The sequence below is a fragment of the Massilia sp. BSC265 genome (genome assembly GCF_000740675.1).
Classification (GTDB): Bacteria; Pseudomonadota; Gammaproteobacteria; order Burkholderiales; family Burkholderiaceae_D; genus Telluria.
The window spans coordinates 1-19,436 of record NZ_JPXI01000041.1; the positions used below are offsets into that span (position 1 = coordinate 1).

A 19,436-nucleotide genomic window follows, 5' to 3' on the forward strand; every position below is an offset into this window, starting at 1 on the left:
CTGCCGAGCGAGGTGATGTGCAGGAACTGGCGTCCGTCGCGCTGCATCACCGACATCCTGAGGCTGGACAGCACCGCCGGCATGCCGATATTGGCGCCGCGGTAGACGTTCGGATGCGCCAGCCTCACCTGCACCGGGTTGGCGGCATCTTCCAGCATGGTGAGCTCGATGTCGGCCACCAGCGGCTGGCCGATGAAGGAGCTCACGCGCGGCTCGCCGAGCTCGGCCGCCTCGGCCGACCAGGAAGTCGCGGCCAGCAGCGCGCAAGACAATATCAGTGGAAGGCGGCAAGCCATAGGATGGAAATAGTGAAGCCCGAGCGTAATTAACGGACAATCAGCTAAACTCTTTAGCCACAGCCCGCATTCGACAGGATCCCATCATGGAAAACAGGATTGAGAAGGACAGTTTCGGCCCGATCGAGGTACCCGCTGACCACCTCTGGGGCGCCCAGACCCAGCGTTCGCTCCACCATTTCCACATCTCGACCGAGCGCATGGCGCCGGAACTGGTCGCCGCCCTGGCCCAGGTCAAGCGCGCCGCCGCGGCGGTGAATCGTTCGCTCGGTAAGCTGCCGGCGGACAAGGCCGAGGCCATCATCCGCGCCGCCGACGAGGTGCTCGAAGGCCGCCACCTGCACGAGTTCCCGCTGGCGGTGTGGCAGACCGGTTCCGGCACCCAGAGCAACATGAACATGAACGAGGTGCTGGCCAACCGCGGCTCCGAACTGATGGGCGGCGAGCGCGGCGAGAAGCGCCTGCTGCACCCGAACGACCACGTCAACATGGGACAGTCGTCGAACGACATCTTCCCGACCGCCATGCACGTGGCGGCCGCCATCGCCGTCGCGCACAACGTGCTCCCCGCCCTGGCGCAGCTGCGCGGCACCCTGGTGCGCAAGTCGCGCGACTTCGAAGACATCGTCAAGATCGGCCGCACTCACCTGCAGGACGCCACGCCGCTGACCCTCGGTCAGGAGTTCTCGGGTTACGTCGCCCAGCTGGAATTCGCAGAAAGCGCGATCCGGGCCACCCTGCCCGGCCTGCTGGCCCTGGCTGCCGGCGGCACTGCGGTCGGCACCGGCCTGAACGCACATCCGGACTTCGCCCCGCGCATCGCGGCCGAGCTGAGCTCACGCACCGGGCTGAGCTTCAAGAGCGCGCCCAACAAGTTCATGGCGCTGGCCGGACACGAGGCCATGGTGTACGCCCACGGCGCCTTCAAGACCCTGGCCACGGCCCTGATGAAGATCGCCAACGACGTGCGCTGGATGGCCTCGGGCCCGCGCTCGGGCCTGGGCGAGATCACGATCCCCGAGAACGAACCGGGCAGCTCGATCATGCCGGGCAAGGTCAACCCCACGCAGGCCGAAGCGCTGACGATGCTGTGCTGCCAGGTGTTCGGCAACGACGTCGCGGTCACGGTCGGTGGCTCGCAGGGCAACTTCGAGCTGAACGTGTTCAAGCCCATGATCGCCCACAACTTCCTGCAGAGCGCACGCCTGCTGGCCGACGGCATGCGCTCGTTCGATGAACACTGTGCACGGGGCATCGAGCCGAACCATGCGCGCATCGCCGAGCTGATGGAAAAATCGCTGATGCTGGTGACCGCACTGGCGCCCCACATCGGGTATGATCGCGCCGCGCAGATCGCCAAGACCGCGTCGCACGAAGGCCTGACCCTGCGCCAGGCCGCGCTGCAATCGGGCTTCGTCACCGAACAGCAGTTCGACCAATGGATCGTGCCGATCGACATGACCCGGCCAGATCCTGTCGAATAACATTTATCGGGCACCTCAAGGTGCCCTTTTCAATTCCCCCGAGGACAGCATGCAAAAAATAGATTTCGATTTGACATCCGAGTTTGTCGAGCTCAACCAGCTGATGAAGCTGGTCGGCCTGGTCGACAGCGGCGGCGCCGGCAAGAACATGGTCGCCAGCGGCGTGGTGTCGGTCGACGGCAAGCAGGAACTGCGCAAGACCGCGAAAATCCGCAGCGGCCAGACGGTCACCGTCGGCGACATCCAGATCCGCGTGCAATAAGCACCTGAAACGGCCGCGAAAGGTGGTGGAAAACAGCGGGCTTATGTTTGCGCCCTAACAAACAGAACGGGGCTTCCTTGTTTATATTTTAAGTCATCAGGATACGACTTATATCAACCGGCCATAGGTGAAGCCATGGAAACCCCGAACCGCGCCCAGTCACAGGAGCAACTCATCGGAGACCTGCGTCTCGTCATCGAGAATGCGGAAGAGCTGCTGAAGAACACCGACCACTACACCAGTGCGTTGTACCAGAACGCGCGCGCCAAGCTGGCGCTGGCGCTGGAGGCAGCCAACGAAGAGCTGGCGCGGTTCGAAGACGCCCAGCTCGAGCGCATGATGGCGGCCACCCGCGCCGCCAATGAGCGTCACTGCGACCGCACCGGCGAGCAGCGCATCCTGCGCGCCTTCCATTAAGCCGGGTCCGGTATCGAAGCACCCGGGCTGCCCTGCCCAGCGCCGCCTGCCGCAATCGCGGCCACCACGCCGAGCCTGAACCAGCCCTGCAGCATGGCGCCGATGTCCGACGCCCCCACGTCCAGCGATGCGGCGGCCAGCGCGGCGTCGATTGCCTCGCCGAAGCTGGCGCCCGCCGCCAGCCGATCCAGCGCCGCCGCTTCCGGTGCGCCCGTTTCCACCACCTCCACCCGCCAGCCGCGCCGCGCCACGAGTAGCGTGCACGGTGCGTCCATGCGCGCGGGCAGCGCCCGGCCGCCCGGCTGGTGTGCGTGCCATAGCGCGCCGATGGCCCAGCGACTGCGCAGCAGGCCTACGGACGGATGCAGGGTAAAGCGGGCGGCATCCAGGTCGTCCGCTGCCATCGTGGCCAGGACATCGAGGCCGAGGGGCACCTTTTCCGGCGCCAGGTAGGCCCGGTGGACGGCCCACTCGAGCCGCGCCACGTCGGGCAGGTAGGGATAAGGCGCGGCCGGCCCGAAGCCGTCGAGGAAATCAGCGAAACGCTCACCGAAAGCAGCCAGGTCCGGGTCCTGCGAGGGCAATGCCTTGCCGTAGGCACGCGCCAGGCCGGCAAAGAATTCCTCGCCTACCAGCTGGCGCAGAACAGGGCAGGCCTCGCCCAGGGCGCGCTCCCAGCCTGCGCTCAGGTTGCCGCGGTACAGCGCCAGCCGCTCCACCCCGCCCTCACTCAGGAAGGGCTGCAGGGCTGCTTCGTGCCCGCGGTCGAACAGCGCCGCGCCGAACTGCTGCTGCAGCGCGGCCAGTAGCTCGTCCGCCGGCGGCGGCGGCGGCGCCGGCCGCCGGATGACGGGAGCGACGGCGGACAGCACTGGATAGTCCTGCGCGATCGCCGCCGCCCTGGCCGCTTCCGCGAGCAGGCCCTCGAGCGGCGGCAGGTCGGCATCCCATTCCACCAGGGCCGGCACCCGGCCGAAGCGTTCCAGCGCGGCGCGGTACAGGCCCCAGACCGGTTCCGCCACGGCGGCGCCATGGTGGTCGACCAGCGCCAGCGGCGTTTCCAGGTGGCCTGCGAGGTGGATTTCTCCGACGCAGCCCCTCGGTAACGCGGCAATGGCGGCCCGCGCGTCTTCCCCGTGGTTGCGTTGGTTGACGTAGAGGTTATTGACGTCGAGCAGGATGCCGCAGCCGGTACGGCGCGCCAGTTCGGCCAGGAATTCGGCCTCGCTCATGGTGTCGGCGCGAAAGCGCACATAGGTCGAGACGTTCTCGACCAGCAGGCGCCGGCCCAGCCGCTCCTGTACCCGATCGACGCGTTCGCACAGCAGCGCCAGGGCGGCTTGGTCGAGCGTCACCGGCAGCAGGTCGTTGAGCTGGCGGTCGGCCAGCGCGCCCCAGCTCAGGTGCTCGGAAACGAGGAAGGGATCGACCGCACCGACCAGCGCGCGCAGGCGCTCGAGGTGGGACTCGGAAAAGCCGCGCGCCGAGCCGAGGCCGAGCCCGACGCCGTGCAGGCTGACGGGATAGTCGCGCCGCAGTTCCGTGAGCACGTGCCAGTCCCAGCCGGCACGGGCGAGGTAGTTCTCGCTGTGGACTTCGATGAAGCCGACCGGCGGGCGCCGCTCCAGGAAGGCGCGGTAGTGCGGCGTGCGCAGTCCCATGCCAACCTCCGTGGTCGCGTCGGGGACCACTGCGGGGGCCGCAGCGGGGACCGGCATCGATTACTTCTTGGCTTCGGCCTTGGCCTGGTCGGCCGCGTCGGCCTTGCCCTGCGGGGCCTTGCCGGCCTCCAGCGCGCCGCCGAGCTTGGTGCAGGTGCCCTTGGCAACGAACTTCCATTCGTTCGGGTCGTTGTCGACCCTGGCGGCGCCGGCGCAGCCGTGGGTGGCGGTGCCGCAGTCGTTCTGGCCGGCCTTGGCGATGCCGTAGCAGGCTTCCTGGTCGGCCTTCGGCACGCCCATCTGGTCCTGGGCGGCGGCGTGGGCGCAGACGCCTGCAAGGGCTGCGGCAATCAGGGCGTGGCGGTGGGTCATGCGGATACTCCTGGCTGGATGAAGGCGCCAGTATTTATCAGGCGGGGGAAAGATGCAAGGTGGGGTGTTGTAGAGCTAGGCACAGCGCAATAGAAGTCGCAAGGGCAATGCCTGCGACATTGCCCCACCTGTGCAAAACGAATAAGCCCGGCTTACGCCGTCGTATTGATCTTGTTTCCCAGGTGCGCCGGCAAATTCGCCGGCTGCACCGCCGGCAGCGCCTCGAGCAGCTGGGTGGCGGTGGCTTCCTGGATCTGCTGGGCTTTCTTGAAAACGGCGAGGCTCACTTCCTGGCGCTGGCCGGTTTCGGCGATGCTGGTGGACAGCTTGGCAATGCTGGACACATCCATGTCACTCTCCCATTGAGGCGTATCCACCGTTTACGGCAGCCTGGACAAGAACTTTAGGCCGCATTGCAGATGTTTCGCATCCAATTTTCCAGCCAGGCCAGCACTTCATCCGGATCGTTCAAATCCAGCCAGGCCGGCCTGCCCTCCCCGTTCAGTCCATTCGGCTCCCGCGCGTCCGACACCACGGCCAGGATGCTGGGATCCTCCGGGTACAGGGCCGGCCGACCCAGGCTCGGGCGGAACACTTCCAGCTTGGGCATGCGCTCCCATTTGTAGCCTTCGACCAGGGTGAGGTCGGCCGGCGCCAGCCGCGCCAGGTGCTCGGCCAGCGACGGCTCCGGGGCCCCGCGCAGTTCGCGCAGGATGGCGACGCGGTAGGGAGACGCCAGCATCACCTCGGCCGCGCCCGCCATGCGCAGGCGCGCGCTGTCCTTGCGCGGCGGCTCCAGCTCGACATCATGGTGGCTGTGCTTGACGACATTGACCCGCAAGCCCCGCCCGGCCAGCCGGGCGATCAGCTCCTCCAGCAGCGAGGTCTTGCCGCTGCCTGACCAGCCGACCACGCCCAGCACCGGGCCGCTGGCCTGCCGCGGGTCAGTAGCCGACACGGTAGCGGTAGCCACGGTAATTCATGATCGCCGCCTTCGGCAGCAGGCGCTCCAGCACCAGTCCGGGCGCGACTTCCTCGCCTTCGCGGCGCAGCGTCTTATCGACCAGCAGCAGGCGCTCGGCCGGATTCGGCGAGTAGATATAGCCGCCGAAGCTGACTTTCGGGACGTCGCGCTGCACCGATTCCGGCAGCGACTGCAGTGGGCCGACGCCATCATCGGCAGACGGCGCGGCAGACGGCGCGGCAGACGGCGCGGCCGGCGCCGCGGCAACGAGGACGGGGCGCGCTGTTTCCGGCACAGCCTCGGCCGGTGCAGTGCGCGGCGCAGGCTCGGGCTTTTCGGCAGGCGTCGACGACGTCGACACGCGCTTGGCGGGCGGCGCTTCCGGCTTCGCGGTGTCGGCCGCCCGGGCAGGTAAAGCCGGTTTCGGCGGCGCCGGTGGCGCGACGGCTTCGGGTAGCGCTGCCGGCGCGCGCACGGAGCTCGCGGCGGCCTGGGATGCGGGTGCCGGCCTGTCCACCGGCACGGCGGCCGGGGCAGCCGCCGGCGCGGGGGCGCTCGCCACCTGCAGCGCCGGCGCAGGGGCGGGTGCGGGCTGGCGCAGCAGGAACACCGCCCCGAGCGCCACGACCAGGGTGCCGGCGACGACACCGATGATGACCGGATTGCGGCTGCTCCGGGTCACCGGCGTCGCATAGCTGGGCGGCGGCGCATGGATGGTCGGCGCGTTGCCGAGCTGACGCTCCGCCTGTGCCTTCTTGAGGGCTTCGAGGATATACGACATGGTTTATTGGCCTTTGTCCGCCGCGGCATGGGCCAGCAGGCGCGGCTCGGGCACGCCGGAGAGCTGGTTCAGGCGCATATAGGTACGCGGGCCGGCCAGGCCGTCCGCTTTCAGGTTCTGGGCCGCCTGGAAACGCTCCAACCACTTGCGCGTGCCGGCATCCAGCGCACTGCCCGGCCGCGGCGCCGGGGCCCCGTCCAGCTGGGCCAGGCGTGCTGCCAGCCAGTCCACGTCCGGCCCGCGGGCGCCTTCGGCGAGCTCCTCGCGGAAGGCGCGCGGCATGCGCCAGAAGGTCGTGAACTCGCCGCCGAAACGGGCCACGAAGGTGGCCAGGTCGATCTTCTCGCGGCGAGCCCCGGCGCTGAGGGTGACACTGTCGCCGTCCAGCGCGGACAGCACGGCATAACCGGTGCGCGGGCCGTCATGCAGGGTGACGACGGCCGGCCGGTCGAGCATGCGCAGCTCGTACAGGCCGCCGCGACCCTGGTGGCAGCGCAGGTCCATCTTGAGTGCCGCCTCGCATGGCTTGTCTCCCGCCAGCGGCTGTCCCCAGAGCGCGGCGAGTTCGCGCAGCGCATTGGCTTCAATGGCCTGTACCGGCGGCACGGTTGAAGGCGCCACGGCCTTGCCAGCTGCGGGAACGGCCCTGGCCGGCATTGCGGCACGCGCCACCGGCTCGGGCGCAGGCTCTCGCGAAGGCATGGCCTGCCAGGCGGCCGCACTGACGGCCGCCGCTGCCAGCACCCCGCCGGCCGCCAGCGGCATGCGCAGGCGGCGCGGCGCGGCGGGCTCGCCTGCAAACACCTCGGCGGCCGCTTTCTTGAGGATCTGGCGCGTCACCTGCGGACTGTTCTCGACATAGGCGCCGAGCAGCGCGCGGTCGCACAGCAGGTTGATGCGGCGCGGCACCCCGTGCGCCAGCGCGTGGATGAGAGGCGTGAGCGCGGGCGGGAATGGCGCCCCGCCGGCGCCGGCTACCGCCAGTCGGTGTGCGACGTAGGCACCGGTCTCCGCCTCCGACAGCGGCCCCAGGTGGTAGCGCGCGATCACGCGCTGGGCCAGCTGTTCCAGCTCCGGGCGGGCCAGCATGCTGCGCAGCTCGGGCTGGCCGATCAGGATAATCTGCAGCAGCTTGCGCTCGCTGGTCTCGAGGTTGGTCAGCAGGCGCAGCTGCTCCAGCACCTCGGCCGACAGGTTCTGGGCCTCGTCGATGACGAGCACATTGTTCAGCCCCTGCGCGTGCGACTCCAGCAGGTAGCGGTTGATCGCATCGACATAGCTTTTCAGGCCGGGCGTCGCCACGCCGGGCGTCGCCACGCCGGTCGGCGTGGCGGCCGGAGGCAGTTCGATCTGCAGTTCCTCGCACACGCCCTGCAAGAGTTCCTCGACGCTCAGGCGCGGATTGAAGATGTAGGCCAGGCGGCAGTTCTCGGGAATCTGCTCGATGAAGCAGCGGCACACGGTGGTCTTGCCGGCCCCGATCTCGCCGGTCAGCAGGACGAAGCCGCCGCCGCTGCCGATGCCATAGAGCAGGTGCGCCAGCGCCTCGCGGTGGCGCTCGCTCATGAACAGATAGCGCGGATCGGGGGCGATCGAGAACGGCGCGCCCTTCAGGTGGAAGTAATGGTTATACATCATTGAACATGCGCAACGATCATGCGGGTCCGGTTAGCGTCCTAGCGGACCGGCAGCGATTTGAACTTCTTGCAATATATCTTGCTTTTGTCATTCATGTAAGCGATCGTGCTGCCCGTCTTGGAGACGCGCAAAGGATAAGGAGAGGCATCGAGCGGCCGATAGGCCATGCCGGCTTCGGCGCGGACCGCGCCTTCCAGCTCTTCCGGCGTGCTCTCGGCGAGGGCGGCGATGAAGACCAGGTCGCTGGTATCGTCGCTGACCATGACTTCCCTCACCTCGGCGCCCCACAGCGTGGCCTCGACCTTGAACCAGTAAGCCCCACCCTCGCGCTTGGAGGCCGGGCCGAAAGACCTTGTCAGGTAGTCGTGAAAATAACGGTTGTCGAGGTGGCTGCGGCACAGCAGTGCGTTGCCGACCACCTGGCTGAAGGTCGAGGGCATGGCCTGTGCCGGCAAGGGGCCCGCCAAGGCTGCGGCCAGAGCAGCGCCCGGCAGCCCGGCAGTGCATACCGATCGGAAAAATTGCACGGCGGCTTACAGTTTGGACAGCCAGGCGCGGTTGGCCGCGATCTGGGCCCTGACCGAGGCCGGCAGGGCTTCATAGCAGCCGGGATGCTGCTTCAAGGCGTGCTCGCGCACTTCCTTCTGCATGCCGTTGACGAGGAACACATACACGGAGGCCCCTTCGTCGTTCTTGCGGGTGCCCATATAGCGAATCACGAGAGTTCTCCTTCCATGCCCGCATTATGACACCGCCGGCCCTGCCCGGCCACGCAACAGGCGCGACAGGGGTCAAGGCGCGGTGCTGCGTATTGCCCGGTAGGCCTCGCTGTTGCGGTCGAGCCACAGCTGGACGCGTCCGCGGTTATCATGTTGCCAAGGGTGAAAGCGCGGCGAGAAATAATGCAGCACCGGTCCGGCCATGTGCCAGGCCAGGCCCTGCTTTCCGAACCACATGCGTGCCGCGCTCAGCCAGGTGCCGGGACGCCACAAGGCCCGGTCGCGGTGCAGGTTGTGCGCGGTCTGCAGAAAAATATCGAACCAGAACACCATGCTCGTGTAGGCGAACCACAGCACCCGGCGCCAGTAGCCGCCGCCGGCCGCGCGGTAGGCGTCGAAGGCCACCGCCTTGTGTTCCAGTTCCTCCACCGCATGCCATTCCCACAGGCGGCGCAGCGCCGGCTCAGCATCCTCGATCCATTCCGGATGGCGCAGCACGCCGTCGGCCAGGATCGCCGTGTAATGCTCGAGCGCGCAGGTGATGGCCACCCGGCTGCGCGCGCCGAAGCGGCTCACCCGGCGCACCCGCCGCGCGATGCGCTCGCCGGTGACAAAGGAGAGTCCCTGCCGTTCCAGCTCGGCGTTGTACTGGACGTGCATGTGGCGGTGGGTCGCTTCCTGGCCGATGAAATCCTTCACCTCGGCACGCAGGACCGGGTCGGTGAGCTGTTCGGCGGGAATTGCACGCAGGCTGTCGATGAACATCTGCTCGCCGATCGGGAAGGTCATCGAGAGCGCATTGAAGAACTGGGTGCGGTAGGCGTCGCCGCCGAGCCAGCGGCGTCCGAAACCGCGCGACAGGTCGACGTCGAGCTGGCGGACGGTAAGCGAAGACATCGGGTTCCTCGACATGATGGAAGCAGACGGGGCCAACTATAGCATCATCCGGGGTGCGCCAGCCGCCCTGCCATCACCCTACGAAAGCCGCCCTTGTGGCGCGCCGTCCGGCTTGATCTTCCCGAGGACGTCCATCAGCCGGTCCACATCCACCGGCTTGGTCAGGTGATGGTCGAAACCGCTGCTGCGCGTCCGTTTCCGGTCCTCTTCCTGTCCCCAGCCGGTCAGGGCGACCAGTACCATCCCCGCCAGGGTCGGCTCGGCACGCAGGCGCCGCGCCACCTCGAAGCCGTCCATGCCCGGCATGCCCAGGTCGAGCAGGACCGCGTGCGGCACCAGGCTGCGCGCCGCCTCCAGTCCGGCCGGGCCATCGTTGGCAGTCCGCACATCGGCGCCCGCCGACTGCAGCAGCAGGGCCAGGGACTCGGCCGCGTCGCCGTTGTCGTCCACCACCAGCACCCGCCTGCCCTCGAGCGGCGCGGCGCCGCTGCCGCCGTCATCATGCGGCGCGACGCCAAGCGCCCGCGCCAGCGGCAGCCGGACGATGAATTCGCTGCCGCGTCCCGGTCCCTCGCTACGCGCCTCGACCCTGCCCCCATGCAGCTCGACCAGGCTGCGCACCATGGTCAGGCCGATGCCGAGGCCGGCCTGGCCCCGCGCGCTGTCGCGGTGGGCCTGCGAGAACATCTCGAATACATGCGGCAGCTTGGCCGCCGGGATGCCGATGCCGGTATCGCGCACCGACACCACCACCTGCCCTTCGTCCGGCCGGGCACTGAGCCAGATGCGCCCGCCGCGGTCGGTGTACTTGGCCGCGTTGTTGAGCAGGTTGCCGAACACCTGGGTCAGCCTGACCTTGTCGGCTTCCAGCATCAGGGTCTCTTCCGGCAGCGACACGATCAGCTCGTGGCGCCCGACCTCGATCGCGGGTGTGCTGGTCTCGACCGCCATCGTCAGGACTTCCGCCAGCGACAGGGGCTCGCGGCGTAGTTCCAGCTTGCCCTGGGTGATGCGCGAGACGTCCATCAGGTCGTCCACCAGTCGCACCATCTGGCGCACCTGGCGCCCCACCATCTCGACCATGCGGTCGGCCGTGCGCCGTCCGTCCGGGCGGCGCAGCAGGTGCACCGCGTTGCTGATCGGCGCCAGCGGGTTGCGCAGCTCGTGCGCGAGGGTGGCCAGGAACTCGTCCTTGCGGCGGTCCGCGTGGCGCAGGGCCTCTTCCGCCTGCACCGCTTCGGTGACGTCGATCGATATGCCAACATGGCCGCGGTAGGCGCCGCCGGCGCCAAACAGGGGTGCGCCGTGGCTCTCGAACCAATGCCAACGGCCGTCGGTGGCGCGCGCGCGCGCGCGCTGCTGGAAGGGCGTGCGCTCCGCGATCGCCTCGCGCACCGCCTTGATGTAGCGCTGCCCGTCATCCTGGTGCAGCAGAATACCCCAGCCGTTGTCCGGCGTGGTTCCCGCCCGCATGCCGAGCATGTCGAAGCAGCGCCGGTTGGCGTAGGTCACCTCCCCGCGGTCGTCGAGCTGGAAGATCAGTGCGGGCGAAGCCTCGGCCAGCACCCGGAAGCGCCCGTCGCTCTCGCGCAGCGCCGCCTCGGCCTGGCGGCGCGCGTCGACGTCGATGTTCATGCCGATCCAGCGCGCTACGCTGCCGTCGGGACTGCGCAGCGGCGCCGCGCGTACGTTGGTCCAGCGCCAGCCGCCTCCGGCCTGGCGCAAGCGGTATTCGGCGTTCACCGGCGAGCCCCGTGCCACCGCCTCGTTCCAGTGGTGCAGGATGAAGTGTCGGTCGTCCGGGTGGACCGCATTGAGCCAGCCGACACCCAGGCATTCGCTCATGCTCTGGCCCGTGAACTCGCGCCAGCTCGGCGAATCGGTACGGATGATGCCGTCGGCATCGGCTTCCCAGACCGCCTGCGTGAAGCCTTTGACGAGCGCCTGGAAACGTGTCTCGCTGGCCTGCAGCGCCATTTCGGCCTCGCGCGAACCGGTGATGTCGATGACGAAGGCGATGCACCTACGCGCCTCGCCCTCGCCGGGCAGGCAGGTCGGCGCCACCAGGGCCCACCAACGGCTGCCGTCCTTGCGCACCAACTGCTTCATGTAAGGGGCGGTACGGCCGCCCTCGCGCAACTCGGCCAGCGCGCGCAGCGTCGCACCGGCGAATTCCGGCGTGCCCAGGTCGGTCCAGCGCGTGGAAGCGCGCAGTTCCCCGCGGCTGTAGCCGCTCATCCGTTCGAGCGCCTCGTTGCAATCGATGATGGTGCCATCGAGCGTGTAGAAGACCAGGCCCACCGCTTCGGTGTGCATGGCGGCCTCCAGGATGGCGTGGCTGGCTTGCAGCTCGCGCTCGGCGGCGGCGCGCTGCACCGTCTCTTCGTCGAGGCGGGCATGGGTGTCGCGCAGTTCCTCGGTACGGTGCATGAAATCGCGTTCGATCTCGGACCGCGCCTGCTCGGTACGGGCCCTGGCCTGCGTGACCTGATAAGCGGCGGCGGCGAAGCTGGACAGGCTGCGCAAGAGGCGCGCATCCTCGGCATCGAAACGGCGCTCCGGGCTGTGGCTGGCCACCCAGACGGTGCCAAACGGCTTGCCGTCGACCGACCAGGGCGCCAGCAGTCCCTCGACCACCGGCGGCTCGGCCGCGCGCAGCAGGGGGTAGCGGCGCGCCGGCGCGCGCATCAGCATCACCTCGTTGGCGGCCACCACCGGGTCGCAGGGGCTGTCGCTGCGCGCAACGCTGGCTCCGATGTTGTCGGCGAAGATGCCGACGATGGCGCTCCACTCGAAGCTGTCGCCCGCCTGAGCGAGCATGCTGACGCCGGCCGAGCCGGCATTGCACAGCTCGCGCAAGAGCTCGGCCAGGCGCTGGAGCAGGCCGTCGGGATGCTGTGCCAGTTCCTGCGCGAGCGCATTCAGGGCCCGGTTCTCGGCGGCATAGTCGGGCGCACGGGCCGGCCGTGAGGCCAGCTCGTGTGTCACAACCAGGTCGTCGACGGCGGCCACTGTCTGCGCATGAGCGAGGTAACTCATCAGGATGTCGATACGAGTCAATAGCGGGACGGACAGACTATGCCAAAACACGGGTTCGTGCCAACAAGGTTCCGCCCGGAACGACGAGACTGCTCTTCCGGTCGCGTCCGCCGCTCATCCATTGGATTCGCACTCTGTTCCCTGTTTTCGCGCTTCCGTCGTTTCGGCCGCGCAGGCCACGCCGGCTTGGCCTATCGTTCAGGCTCCAGAAAGTTTTTGCCGACGACAGGAATCCGATCCGACCATGCGCACCGTCCTCAAGCCCGCCCTGCTCGCCGCCGCCATCGCAGCCGGCTTCCTCGCCACCCAGGCCGGCCATGCCGAAGCACCGGCAACGACCGTCTCGCAGCAGCGCATCGTGGCCGCCTTCAGCGCGATCGAACTGTCGGGCCCCTACGACGTCGTGGTGCGCGCCCAGGGCCGCCAGGCACTCACGCTGTCGGGCGAGCGCAAGCAGCTCGACGAGATCGACACCTTCGTGCGCGGCGACACCCTGGTGGTGCGCCCCGTCGAGCGCAACGGTTTCCACTTCGGCTGGGGCAAGCGGCGCGCGCCGGTCGTCATCCACATCGCCGCCAGCCAGCTCAGGAGCCTGGCGATGAGCGGCAGCGGCGACGTCGAGCTGGCCCAGCTGGCGGGGGACCGCTTCAGCATCAGCGTCGACGGCCCGGGCGACCTGCAGGCCTCGGGCGCGGTGCGTGAACTGGCGGTACGGTCCAGTGGCAGCGGCGATATCGACCTGCATCAGGTCAAGGCGGCCAATGTCGACCTCGGCATGTCGGGCCCGGGCGACGTGCGCCTGTCCGGCGTCGGCAATACACTCGCAGCGACGATCGGCGGCTCGGGCGACCTCGAGGCCCATGAGCTGCGCCTGGCGCGCCTGGACGCGCGCATGAGCGGCCCGGGCGGCATGAAACTGTCGGGCAGCACGCGCGAGCTGCGCGCCGAGATCGGCGGCTCGGGCGACTTCGAGGCCTGCTCGCTGGCGGCCGGCGCCGTCTCCACGGTCCAGCGTGGCCCGGGCAGTGCTTGCGTTGCCGGCAACATCAGGAAGTTCGACGCCGAAGTGAGCGGCTCGGGCGAGCTGCAGGCGAGCGGCCTGCAGGCGGCGAGCGCCGTGGTCCGGCTCGGCGGTCCCGGCAGCGCCAAGCTGAGCGGCAGCATCGGCGAGCTCACCGCCGAAGTCGGCGGCTCGGGGGACCTGGAAGCGGATGAACTCCATGTAAAGCGCGCAGTCGTCAAGGCCCGGGGTCCGGGCGGCATCGAGCTGGCCAGCGTGTCCGACACGCTGGACGCCGAACTGCACGGCTCGGGCGGCCTGGATGCGGGCATGGACGGCAAGCGCCTGCTGCTCAAGATTACCGGCCCGGGGGCGGCCCACATCAAGGGCAGGGTCGAACTGGTCACGGCCCGGCTCAGCGGTTCGGGCAGCCTCGAGGGCCGCGACCTGGCGGCGGGACGCGCCGACATTGCCGTCACCGGTCCCGCGCATGCGGCGGTGAACCTTGCCGGAAGCGGCGAGCGCCACGACGGCCACGGCAAGCTGCTGCTGGTGGATCGCAGCGGCAGTCGCCACGCCCGATGAACCGGTTCCCCAAATGCCGCCGTACAGCGGTGCCACATCTTCCAATAGTCATACCAGCTGCTTTTTTCAGCGCTCGACAATACCAGTTGCCGTACCAGTAAAAATATTTGCAAAATCAATGGCTTATGTAGATAACCTGCGGCTATGGAGCCATATCTGCAGAGGAAATTTGCATACCAGTTAAATACCTGTTGACATCACCGTACCGCCTGCCTATAGTGCGCTGACCTCTCCGGCAGAACACTCCACACCATGATCGACTATCTCATCGGCGTCGATGGCGGCGGCACCGGCACCCGCGTGCGCCTCGCCCGTCGCACAAGCGCCGGCCTCACGGAAATCGCGCAGGCGACCGGCGGCCCCTCGGCCCTGTCGCGCGGCATCGACAATGCCTGGGCCACCATCGACGGCGTCGTCTCCCAGGCCTTCGCCTCCCTCGGTGTCAAGCATGTCCCCACCTCTTCCTGCGCCATCGGCCTCGGCCTGGCCGGCGTGCACAACAAGGAATGGGCCGCCCGGTTCATCGCCGCCAATCCCGGCTATGCCCAGCTGGCCCTCGATACCGACGGCTTTACCACCCTGATGGGCGCCCACGGCGGCCGGCCCGGCGCGATCGTCGCGATCGGCACCGGCAGCGTCGGCGAAGCCATGCTGGCCGACGGCACCAAGGTCGAAGTCGGCGGCTGGGGATTTCCGGCCGGGGATGAAGCGAGCGGTGCCTGGATGGGCCTGCGCGCACTGAACCATATCGAGCAGGTGCTGGACGGCCGCGTCGAAGGCCGCGCCTTTGCGCGCGAGGTCATCGCATTCTGCGGCGGCTCGCGCGACGCGGTGCAGGTCTGGCTGGGACGCGCCAACCAGACCGCCTATGCCGGCCTGGCGCGCTTCGTGGTCGCGCACGGCGAGACCGATCCGGTGGCGCGCGCCATCCTCGAACACGCGGGCCGCGAAGTGGCCAGCATTGCCGATGCGCTCGACCGCTCGCACACCCTGCCGCTGGCCCTGTGCGGCGGCCTGGGCGAAGCCCTGCGCGCCTGGCTGCCGGCCGACACGCTGGCGCGCTGCGTGCCGCCGCAAGGCGACTCGGCCGCCGGCGCGCTGCGCATGATCGGGCGCCGCCTGGAACAACAAGGAGCAGCACAATGAAAGGCAACATCCTCTCCCCCGGCGGCTGGATCCACGGCGAACTGCGCCACGGCACCCGCGTCGAATCGATAGACGGCCATGAAGTGGACCCGTCCGCCAACGGCGACGACTACATTTTGCCCGGCTTCATCGACGTGCACGTCCACGGCGGCGCCGGGCGCGACATGATGGAAGGCGGCGACGCCCCGCACATCATTGCTGCCCTGCACGCCAAGCATGGCACCACCGCCCTGCTGGCCACCACCATGACCGCGCCGGTCGAAGACATCGACCGTGCCCTGGGCGCCATCGGCGCCGCCTGCCGCACACGCGGCAGGGGCGAGGCGCGCATCCTCGGCGTGCACCTGGAAGGTCCCTACATCAATTCGGGCAAGCTGGGCGCCCAGCCGCCCTATGCGCGCGAAGCCACGCTCGACGAGGTGATGCGCTTCCACGCCATCGCCCCGATGCGCCTGATCACGGTGGCGCCCGAGATCGACGGCCACATGGAGCTGGTGCGCGCGATCGCCGACGCCGGCATCCGCGTCCAGGTCGGCCACACCAGCGGTTCCTACGAGGTCGGCGTGCAGGCCCTCGAACACGGCGCGGCCGGCTTCACCCACCTGTTCAACGCCATGCCCGGCCTGCACCACCGCGACCCCGGCATGGTCGGCGCCGCGCTCGCGCATGCCGAGTACGCCGAGATCATCCCCGACCTGCTGCATGTGCACCCGGGCGCGATCAAGACCGCGCTGCGCTGCATCCCGAAGCTGTTCTGCGTGACCGATTCGACCGCCGCTGCCGGCATGCCGGACGGCGAGTACATGCTGGGCCGCCAGACCGTCCACAAGTGCATGGGCGGCGTGCGCCTGCTCGATGGCACCCTGGCCGGCAGCACGCTCACCATGGACCAGGCCCTGCGCAACCTGGTGAAGATCGGCCTGCCCTTGGCTGAAGCCAGCCGCCGCGTGTCCACCAACGCCGCGGACTACCTCGGCGAAACCCAGCGCGGCCGCCTGGCGCCGGGATGCCATGCCGACTTCGTGGTGCTCGACCGCGACCTCAACATCAAAGCCGTTTATATCGAAGGAGAAGCCCAGTGACCGCCCAGTCGTTCCCTACCCCGACGTCGCTCATGTACCAGGAAGCCCTGTCCGCAGGAGACTGCGTGGCCCGCCAACTGGCCCAGGACGCCGACCGTTACGCCGAACTGGGCCGCGCATTGCGCTCGACCAACTTCCACAGCGCGGTAACGGTCGCGCGCGGCAGCTCCGACCACGCCTCGAGCTACCTGGCCTACCTGATCATGGCGCGCATGGGCCGCCTGGTGACCTCGCTGCCGATGTCCCTGATCACGCTGTACAAATCGCCCCTGGTCACGCGCGACACCCTGGCGGTGTCGATCTCGCAGTCCGGCCAGAGCCCGGACGTGGTCGAGCCGATCACCTATTTCCGCGATGGCGGCGCCACCACCGTGGCCCTGGTGAACGACGCGGCCTCTCCCCTTGCCAGGGCAGCCGAATGGACCATGCCCCTGCACGCGGGCAAAGAGCAGAGCGTGGCCGCCACCAAGAGTTTCATCGCCAGCATGGTCGCCGGCGCGCGCCTGGTGGCCGAATGGCAAAACGACCCGGAACTGAAGGATGGCATTGCCGCCCTGCCCGACGCGCTGCGCCTGGCTGCCCAGGCGGACTGGTCGCCCGCAATCGAGGTGCTGGCCCCGGCCCGCAACATCATGGTGGTCGGCCGCGGCATCAGCTTCCCGGTGGCGCTGGAGTCTGCCCTGAAATTCAAGGAAACCTCGGCGCTGCAGGCCGAAGCCTTCTCGGGCGCCGAGATCAAGCACGGCCCGATGGCCCTGATCGAGGAAGGCTACCCGCTCCTGATCTTCGCCACCCGCGGCCCGGCGCAAGCCGGCCTGGTGGCCCTGGCCGAGGAAATGCGCGGCCGCGGCGCGCGCGTGCTGCTGGCCGCCCCCGAGGACATCGCCAGCCGCGACCTCACCCTGCCGACGGCCACCATCCCCGACCTCGACCCGATCGCCGCGATCCAGGCCTTCTACATGATGGCAGCCCGCCTGTCGGAAGCACGGGGCCTCGACCCGGACAAGCCGCGCCACCTGAGCAAGGTCACCAAGACCAATTGACCATGAACGATACCGAGATCAACTACAGCGAACTCGCCGGCCGGCTGATCATGGTGCGCCTGTTCGGCACCGAACTCGATGCCGACACCGACGCCTTTCTCCGCCAGTACAAGGTGCGCGGCGCCTGCCTGTTCCGCCAGAACATGATGGACGCGGCCCAGCTGACGCGCTTCACCGGCGCCCTGCGCGACGCAATGGGAACCGAAGCCCTGATCGCCCTCGACCAGGAAGGCGGCGCCGTGGTGCGCTCGACCTGGGTGCCGGCGCCGCCGAGCGCGATGGCCCTGGGCGCGGCCAATGACACGCAGCTGGCGCGCGAGGTCGGCGCCGCGGTGGCGCGCGCGGTGCGCGCGCTCGGCTTCAACTGGAACTTCGCGCCGGTGCTGGACCTGAACAACAACCCGCACAACCCGGTGATCGCCGAGCGCTCCTTCGGCGCCGACCCGGAGACCGCGACCCGCATCGCCATGGCCTGGATGGAAGGCAGCGAGGGCGAAGGCGTGGCCTGCTGCGTCAAGCACTTCCCCGGCCACGGCGACACCCACGTGGATTCGCACCGCGACCTGCCGCTTGTCGACAAGCCGCTGGCCGAGCTGGAACGCTTCGAGTTCGCGCCCTTCCGCATTGCTGCACCAGAGGCTTCCGCGGTGATGACCGCCCACATCGTCTACCCGGCGCTGGATCCGAAGTATCCGGCCACGATGTCGCGCCCCATCCTCACCGGCATCCTGCGCGAGCGTTTCGGCTTTGATGGCGTGATCATCACCGACGGCATGGACATGCACGCGATCGCGCACCGCTACGGCGCCGGCGAGGCCGCCGTGAATGCCCTGGTGGCCGGCGCCGACATGGTGATGGCGATCGGCTCGCGCGAGACGCAGATAGAAACCGTGCATGCGATCGCCGCGGCGATCCGCGACGGCGTGCTGCCGCTGGCGGAAGTCGAGGCACGCCTGGCGCGCCTGGCCAAGCTGGCCGCTGCCCATCCAGCCGGTCCGGTGAACTACATGACCGACGTGGACGACCGCGCCCTGATGGCGCGCGCCTGGCGCGCCGGACTCACTGCCCTCGGCCAGCCGCAGCGCCCCGAACGCGGCGCCAGGATCCGCCTGGTGGCGCGCGCCGACGTGGTCAGCGACGGCGTCTCGGAAGCCGGCGTGCCGGCCGCCGCCATCGCCGCCGCGCTCGGCCGCCTGTACGAGGTCGACCTGGTCACCTTTCTTGATGCCGAGACCTTCGACTGGAGCGCGCTGCCGCAGGACGGCCGCTTCACGATCCTGGCCTCGACCTCGCGCCGCCGCTACGGGCCGCACGCCCGCGCCACCTGGCTGCCCGACCTGCACGTGGCGCTGTGGAACCCCTACCAGGCGCTCGATTTTGGCGCCCCTGCCCTGATGACCTATGGTTTCGCGGCGCCCGCCCTGGATGCCGTCATTGCCTGGCTGGCAGGCGAGATCGACGCGCCGGGCAACTGTCCGGTACCGGGCTTCGGCGGGGCGCCGTAACGAGATTGGTGTAGGGTGGACGGCTTTTCGTGATCGGGTCCACCGGACCCGATCACTCCGCGCGTTCAACCCACGGATGCGTCGTGGCCGCGCATTCCCTGGCTGAACGCGCGGTCGGCAGAGCCGACCACCCTACGCTTGCGGGAAAGCACCAGGTAACTCTCTGTAACCGGACACGTCTTCCCGCGCACGCTGGTGCACAATTGCCGAGCCTGAAAATGGCAGTTTTATGGGACAATGCACATTTTACCGGGATAGCATTCTCGCTATATTGCCGAGTATGCATGTCCCACATTATCGACTTGATTGAAGGATTATTCATGGCCCAATTCCGTCTTGCCCGCCTCTGCCTGATGCTCGCCGCGATCGGCGTCTCCGCCCCGGCACTGGTGTCCAGCGCTTATGCGCAGCAGAAGAGCGACGCGGCTGCCAGCGCGCAGGCAGCGGCCAAGGACACTGTCCGTCCCGAGATGTTCAAGCTGCTCGACCCGGCTGCCATCAAGCCGCTGATGGATGCCAAGAACTTTGGCGAAGTGAAGAGCCGC

19 protein-coding genes and 1 pseudogene are annotated in these 19,436 nt (G+C 68.6%); 9 read left to right on the plus strand and 11 right to left on the minus strand.

Annotated elements, in window-relative coordinates; translation table 11 throughout:
* Positions 1-272, minus strand: a 272-nt coding sequence (locus MA09_RS20955) for a FimV family protein (protein ID WP_036252827.1), incomplete at its 3' end; no start/stop codon positions are given.
* A 110-nt stretch (positions 273-382) separates the two neighbouring features.
* Between MA09_RS20955 and fumC the strand changes: the two genes are divergently transcribed.
* The 3 genes from fumC (at position 383) to MA09_RS20970 (ending at position 2,459) form a co-directional block, all read left to right on the plus strand.
* The gene (gene fumC, locus MA09_RS20960) at positions 383-1,780 is read left to right on the plus strand and encodes a class II fumarate hydratase (protein WP_036252829.1); all 1,398 of its coding nucleotides are present in this window, start codon (positions 383-385) and stop codon (positions 1,778-1,780) included.
* A 49-nt stretch (positions 1,781-1,829) separates the two neighbouring features.
* Positions 1,830-2,042 carry an RNA-binding S4 domain-containing protein gene (locus tag MA09_RS20965; RefSeq protein WP_036252831.1) on the plus strand — a complete coding sequence of 71 codons (213 nt, stop codon included), beginning with the start codon at positions 1,830-1,832 and terminating at the stop codon, positions 2,040-2,042.
* Between the two features lie 135 nt (positions 2,043-2,177).
* On the plus strand, positions 2,178-2,459 hold the full coding sequence (locus MA09_RS20970; protein WP_036252833.1) for a DUF883 family protein: 282 nt from the start codon (positions 2,178-2,180) through the stop codon (positions 2,457-2,459).
* Here MA09_RS20970 and MA09_RS20975 read toward each other — a convergent pair.
* The 10 genes from MA09_RS20975 to MA09_RS23860 form a co-directional block, all read right to left on the minus strand.
* Positions 2,456-4,120, minus strand: a complete 1,665-nt coding sequence (locus MA09_RS20975; protein WP_036252835.1) for a DUF692 family multinuclear iron-containing protein — start codon at positions 4,118-4,120, stop codon at positions 2,456-2,458. The genes MA09_RS20970 and MA09_RS20975 overlap by 4 nt on opposite strands.
* Positions 4,121-4,180: 60 nt before the next feature.
* A complete protein-coding gene (locus tag MA09_RS20980; protein WP_036252837.1) occupies positions 4,181-4,492 on the minus strand; it encodes a DUF2282 domain-containing protein in 312 nt (103 codons plus the stop codon).
* A 152-nt stretch (positions 4,493-4,644) separates the two neighbouring features.
* Complete coding sequence (locus MA09_RS20985) at positions 4,645-4,842, minus strand: YjfB family protein (protein WP_036252839.1); 198 nt, start codon at positions 4,840-4,842, stop codon at positions 4,645-4,647.
* 53 nt (positions 4,843-4,895) lie between these two features.
* Complete coding sequence (gene mobB, locus MA09_RS20990) at positions 4,896-5,465, minus strand: molybdopterin-guanine dinucleotide biosynthesis protein B (RefSeq protein WP_229440809.1); 570 nt, start codon at positions 5,463-5,465, stop codon at positions 4,896-4,898.
* Positions 5,437-6,237 (minus strand): general secretion pathway protein GspB, encoded by an 801-nt coding sequence (locus MA09_RS20995; protein WP_036252840.1) that lies wholly within the window; start codon positions 6,235-6,237, stop codon positions 5,437-5,439. Before MA09_RS20995 ends, mobB begins: the two co-directional genes overlap by 29 nt.
* A 3-nt stretch (positions 6,238-6,240) precedes the next feature.
* Positions 6,241-7,872 carry an ExeA family protein gene (locus MA09_RS21000; protein ID WP_036252859.1) on the minus strand — a complete coding sequence of 544 codons (1,632 nt, stop codon included), beginning with the start codon at positions 7,870-7,872 and terminating at the stop codon, positions 6,241-6,243.
* A gap of 41 nt (positions 7,873-7,913) precedes the next feature.
* Entirely contained in the window at positions 7,914-8,315 is a 402-nt protein-coding gene (locus MA09_RS21005) for a hypothetical protein (RefSeq protein ID WP_229440810.1), read from the minus strand.
* Positions 8,316-8,408: 93 nt separating this feature from the next.
* A complete protein-coding gene (locus MA09_RS21010) occupies positions 8,409-8,594 on the minus strand; it encodes a hypothetical protein (RefSeq protein ID WP_036252842.1) in 186 nt (61 codons plus the stop codon).
* Positions 8,595-8,666: 72 nt separating this feature from the next.
* Positions 8,667-9,491: a metal-dependent hydrolase gene (locus MA09_RS21015; protein WP_036252844.1), complete on the minus strand. Its 825-nt coding sequence runs from the start codon at positions 9,489-9,491 to the stop codon at positions 8,667-8,669.
* A gap of 78 nt (positions 9,492-9,569) precedes the next feature.
* Entirely contained in the window at positions 9,570-12,530 is a 2,961-nt protein-coding gene (locus MA09_RS23860; protein WP_152594749.1) for a PAS domain S-box protein, read from the minus strand.
* 244 nt (positions 12,531-12,774) lie between these two features.
* Here MA09_RS23860 and MA09_RS21025 point away from each other — a divergent pair, with 244 nt between their 5' ends.
* From MA09_RS21025 to MA09_RS21050, 6 genes and pseudogenes are all read left to right on the plus strand, one after another.
* The gene (locus MA09_RS21025; RefSeq protein ID WP_036252846.1) at positions 12,775-14,115 is read left to right on the plus strand and encodes a GIN domain-containing protein; all 1,341 of its coding nucleotides are present in this window, start codon (positions 12,775-12,777) and stop codon (positions 14,113-14,115) included.
* Between the two features lie 252 nt (positions 14,116-14,367).
* A complete protein-coding gene (locus MA09_RS21030) occupies positions 14,368-15,261 on the plus strand; it encodes a BadF/BadG/BcrA/BcrD ATPase family protein (protein ID WP_036252849.1) in 894 nt (297 codons plus the stop codon).
* Complete coding sequence (gene nagA, locus MA09_RS21035; RefSeq protein WP_036252851.1) at positions 15,258-16,343, plus strand: N-acetylglucosamine-6-phosphate deacetylase; 1,086 nt, start codon at positions 15,258-15,260, stop codon at positions 16,341-16,343. Before MA09_RS21030 ends, nagA begins: the two co-directional genes overlap by 4 nt.
* 32 nt (positions 16,344-16,375) lie before the next feature.
* The gene (locus MA09_RS21040) at positions 16,376-17,386 is read left to right on the plus strand and encodes an SIS domain-containing protein (RefSeq protein WP_036252864.1); all 1,011 of its coding nucleotides are present in this window, start codon (positions 16,376-16,378) and stop codon (positions 17,384-17,386) included.
* A gap of 2 nt (positions 17,387-17,388) precedes the next feature.
* Positions 17,389-18,891 carry a beta-N-acetylhexosaminidase gene (gene nagZ / locus MA09_RS21045; RefSeq protein WP_036252853.1) on the plus strand — a complete coding sequence of 501 codons (1,503 nt, stop codon included), beginning with the start codon at positions 17,389-17,391 and terminating at the stop codon, positions 18,889-18,891.
* A 320-nt stretch (positions 18,892-19,211) separates the two neighbouring features.
* Positions 19,212-19,436 (plus strand): annotated as a pseudogene (locus MA09_RS21050) (hypothetical protein); the annotation flags it as partial.

What these genes read in the sequence shown, in the direction of transcription:
- fumC (WP_036252829.1), top strand. Translation starts at nt 383, where the DNA reads ATGGAAAACAGGATTGAGAAGGACAGTTTCGGCCCGATCGAGGTACCC.
- MA09_RS20985 (WP_036252839.1), bottom strand. Translation starts at nt 4,842, where the DNA reads ATGGATGTGTCCAGCATTGCCAAGCTGTCCACCAGCATCGCCGAAACC.
- MA09_RS20975 (WP_036252835.1), bottom strand. Translation starts at nt 4,120, where the DNA reads ATGGGACTGCGCACGCCGCACTACCGCGCCTTCCTGGAGCGGCGCCCG.
- MA09_RS20980 (WP_036252837.1), bottom strand. Translation starts at nt 4,492, where the DNA reads ATGACCCACCGCCACGCCCTGATTGCCGCAGCCCTTGCAGGCGTCTGC.
- MA09_RS21005 (WP_229440810.1), bottom strand. Translation starts at nt 8,315, where the DNA reads ATGCCCTCGACCTTCAGCCAGGTGGTCGGCAACGCACTGCTGTGCCGC.
- MA09_RS21015 (WP_036252844.1), bottom strand. Translation starts at nt 9,491, where the DNA reads ATGTCTTCGCTTACCGTCCGCCAGCTCGACGTCGACCTGTCGCGCGGT.
- MA09_RS21025 (WP_036252846.1), top strand. Translation starts at nt 12,775, where the DNA reads ATGCGCACCGTCCTCAAGCCCGCCCTGCTCGCCGCCGCCATCGCAGCC.
- MA09_RS20995 (WP_036252840.1), bottom strand. Translation starts at nt 6,237, where the DNA reads ATGTCGTATATCCTCGAAGCCCTCAAGAAGGCACAGGCGGAGCGTCAG.
- nagZ (WP_036252853.1), top strand. Translation starts at nt 17,389, where the DNA reads ATGAACGATACCGAGATCAACTACAGCGAACTCGCCGGCCGGCTGATC.
- MA09_RS21030 (WP_036252849.1), top strand. Translation starts at nt 14,368, where the DNA reads ATGATCGACTATCTCATCGGCGTCGATGGCGGCGGCACCGGCACCCGC.
- MA09_RS20970 (WP_036252833.1), top strand. Translation starts at nt 2,178, where the DNA reads ATGGAAACCCCGAACCGCGCCCAGTCACAGGAGCAACTCATCGGAGAC.
- nagA (WP_036252851.1), top strand. Translation starts at nt 15,258, where the DNA reads ATGAAAGGCAACATCCTCTCCCCCGGCGGCTGGATCCACGGCGAACTG.
- MA09_RS20965 (WP_036252831.1), top strand. Translation starts at nt 1,830, where the DNA reads ATGCAAAAAATAGATTTCGATTTGACATCCGAGTTTGTCGAGCTCAAC.
- MA09_RS21040 (WP_036252864.1), top strand. Translation starts at nt 16,376, where the DNA reads ATGTACCAGGAAGCCCTGTCCGCAGGAGACTGCGTGGCCCGCCAACTG.
- MA09_RS23860 (WP_152594749.1), bottom strand. Translation starts at nt 12,530, where the DNA reads ATGAGTTACCTCGCTCATGCGCAGACAGTGGCCGCCGTCGACGACCTG.
- MA09_RS21000 (WP_036252859.1), bottom strand. Translation starts at nt 7,872, where the DNA reads ATGTATAACCATTACTTCCACCTGAAGGGCGCGCCGTTCTCGATCGCC.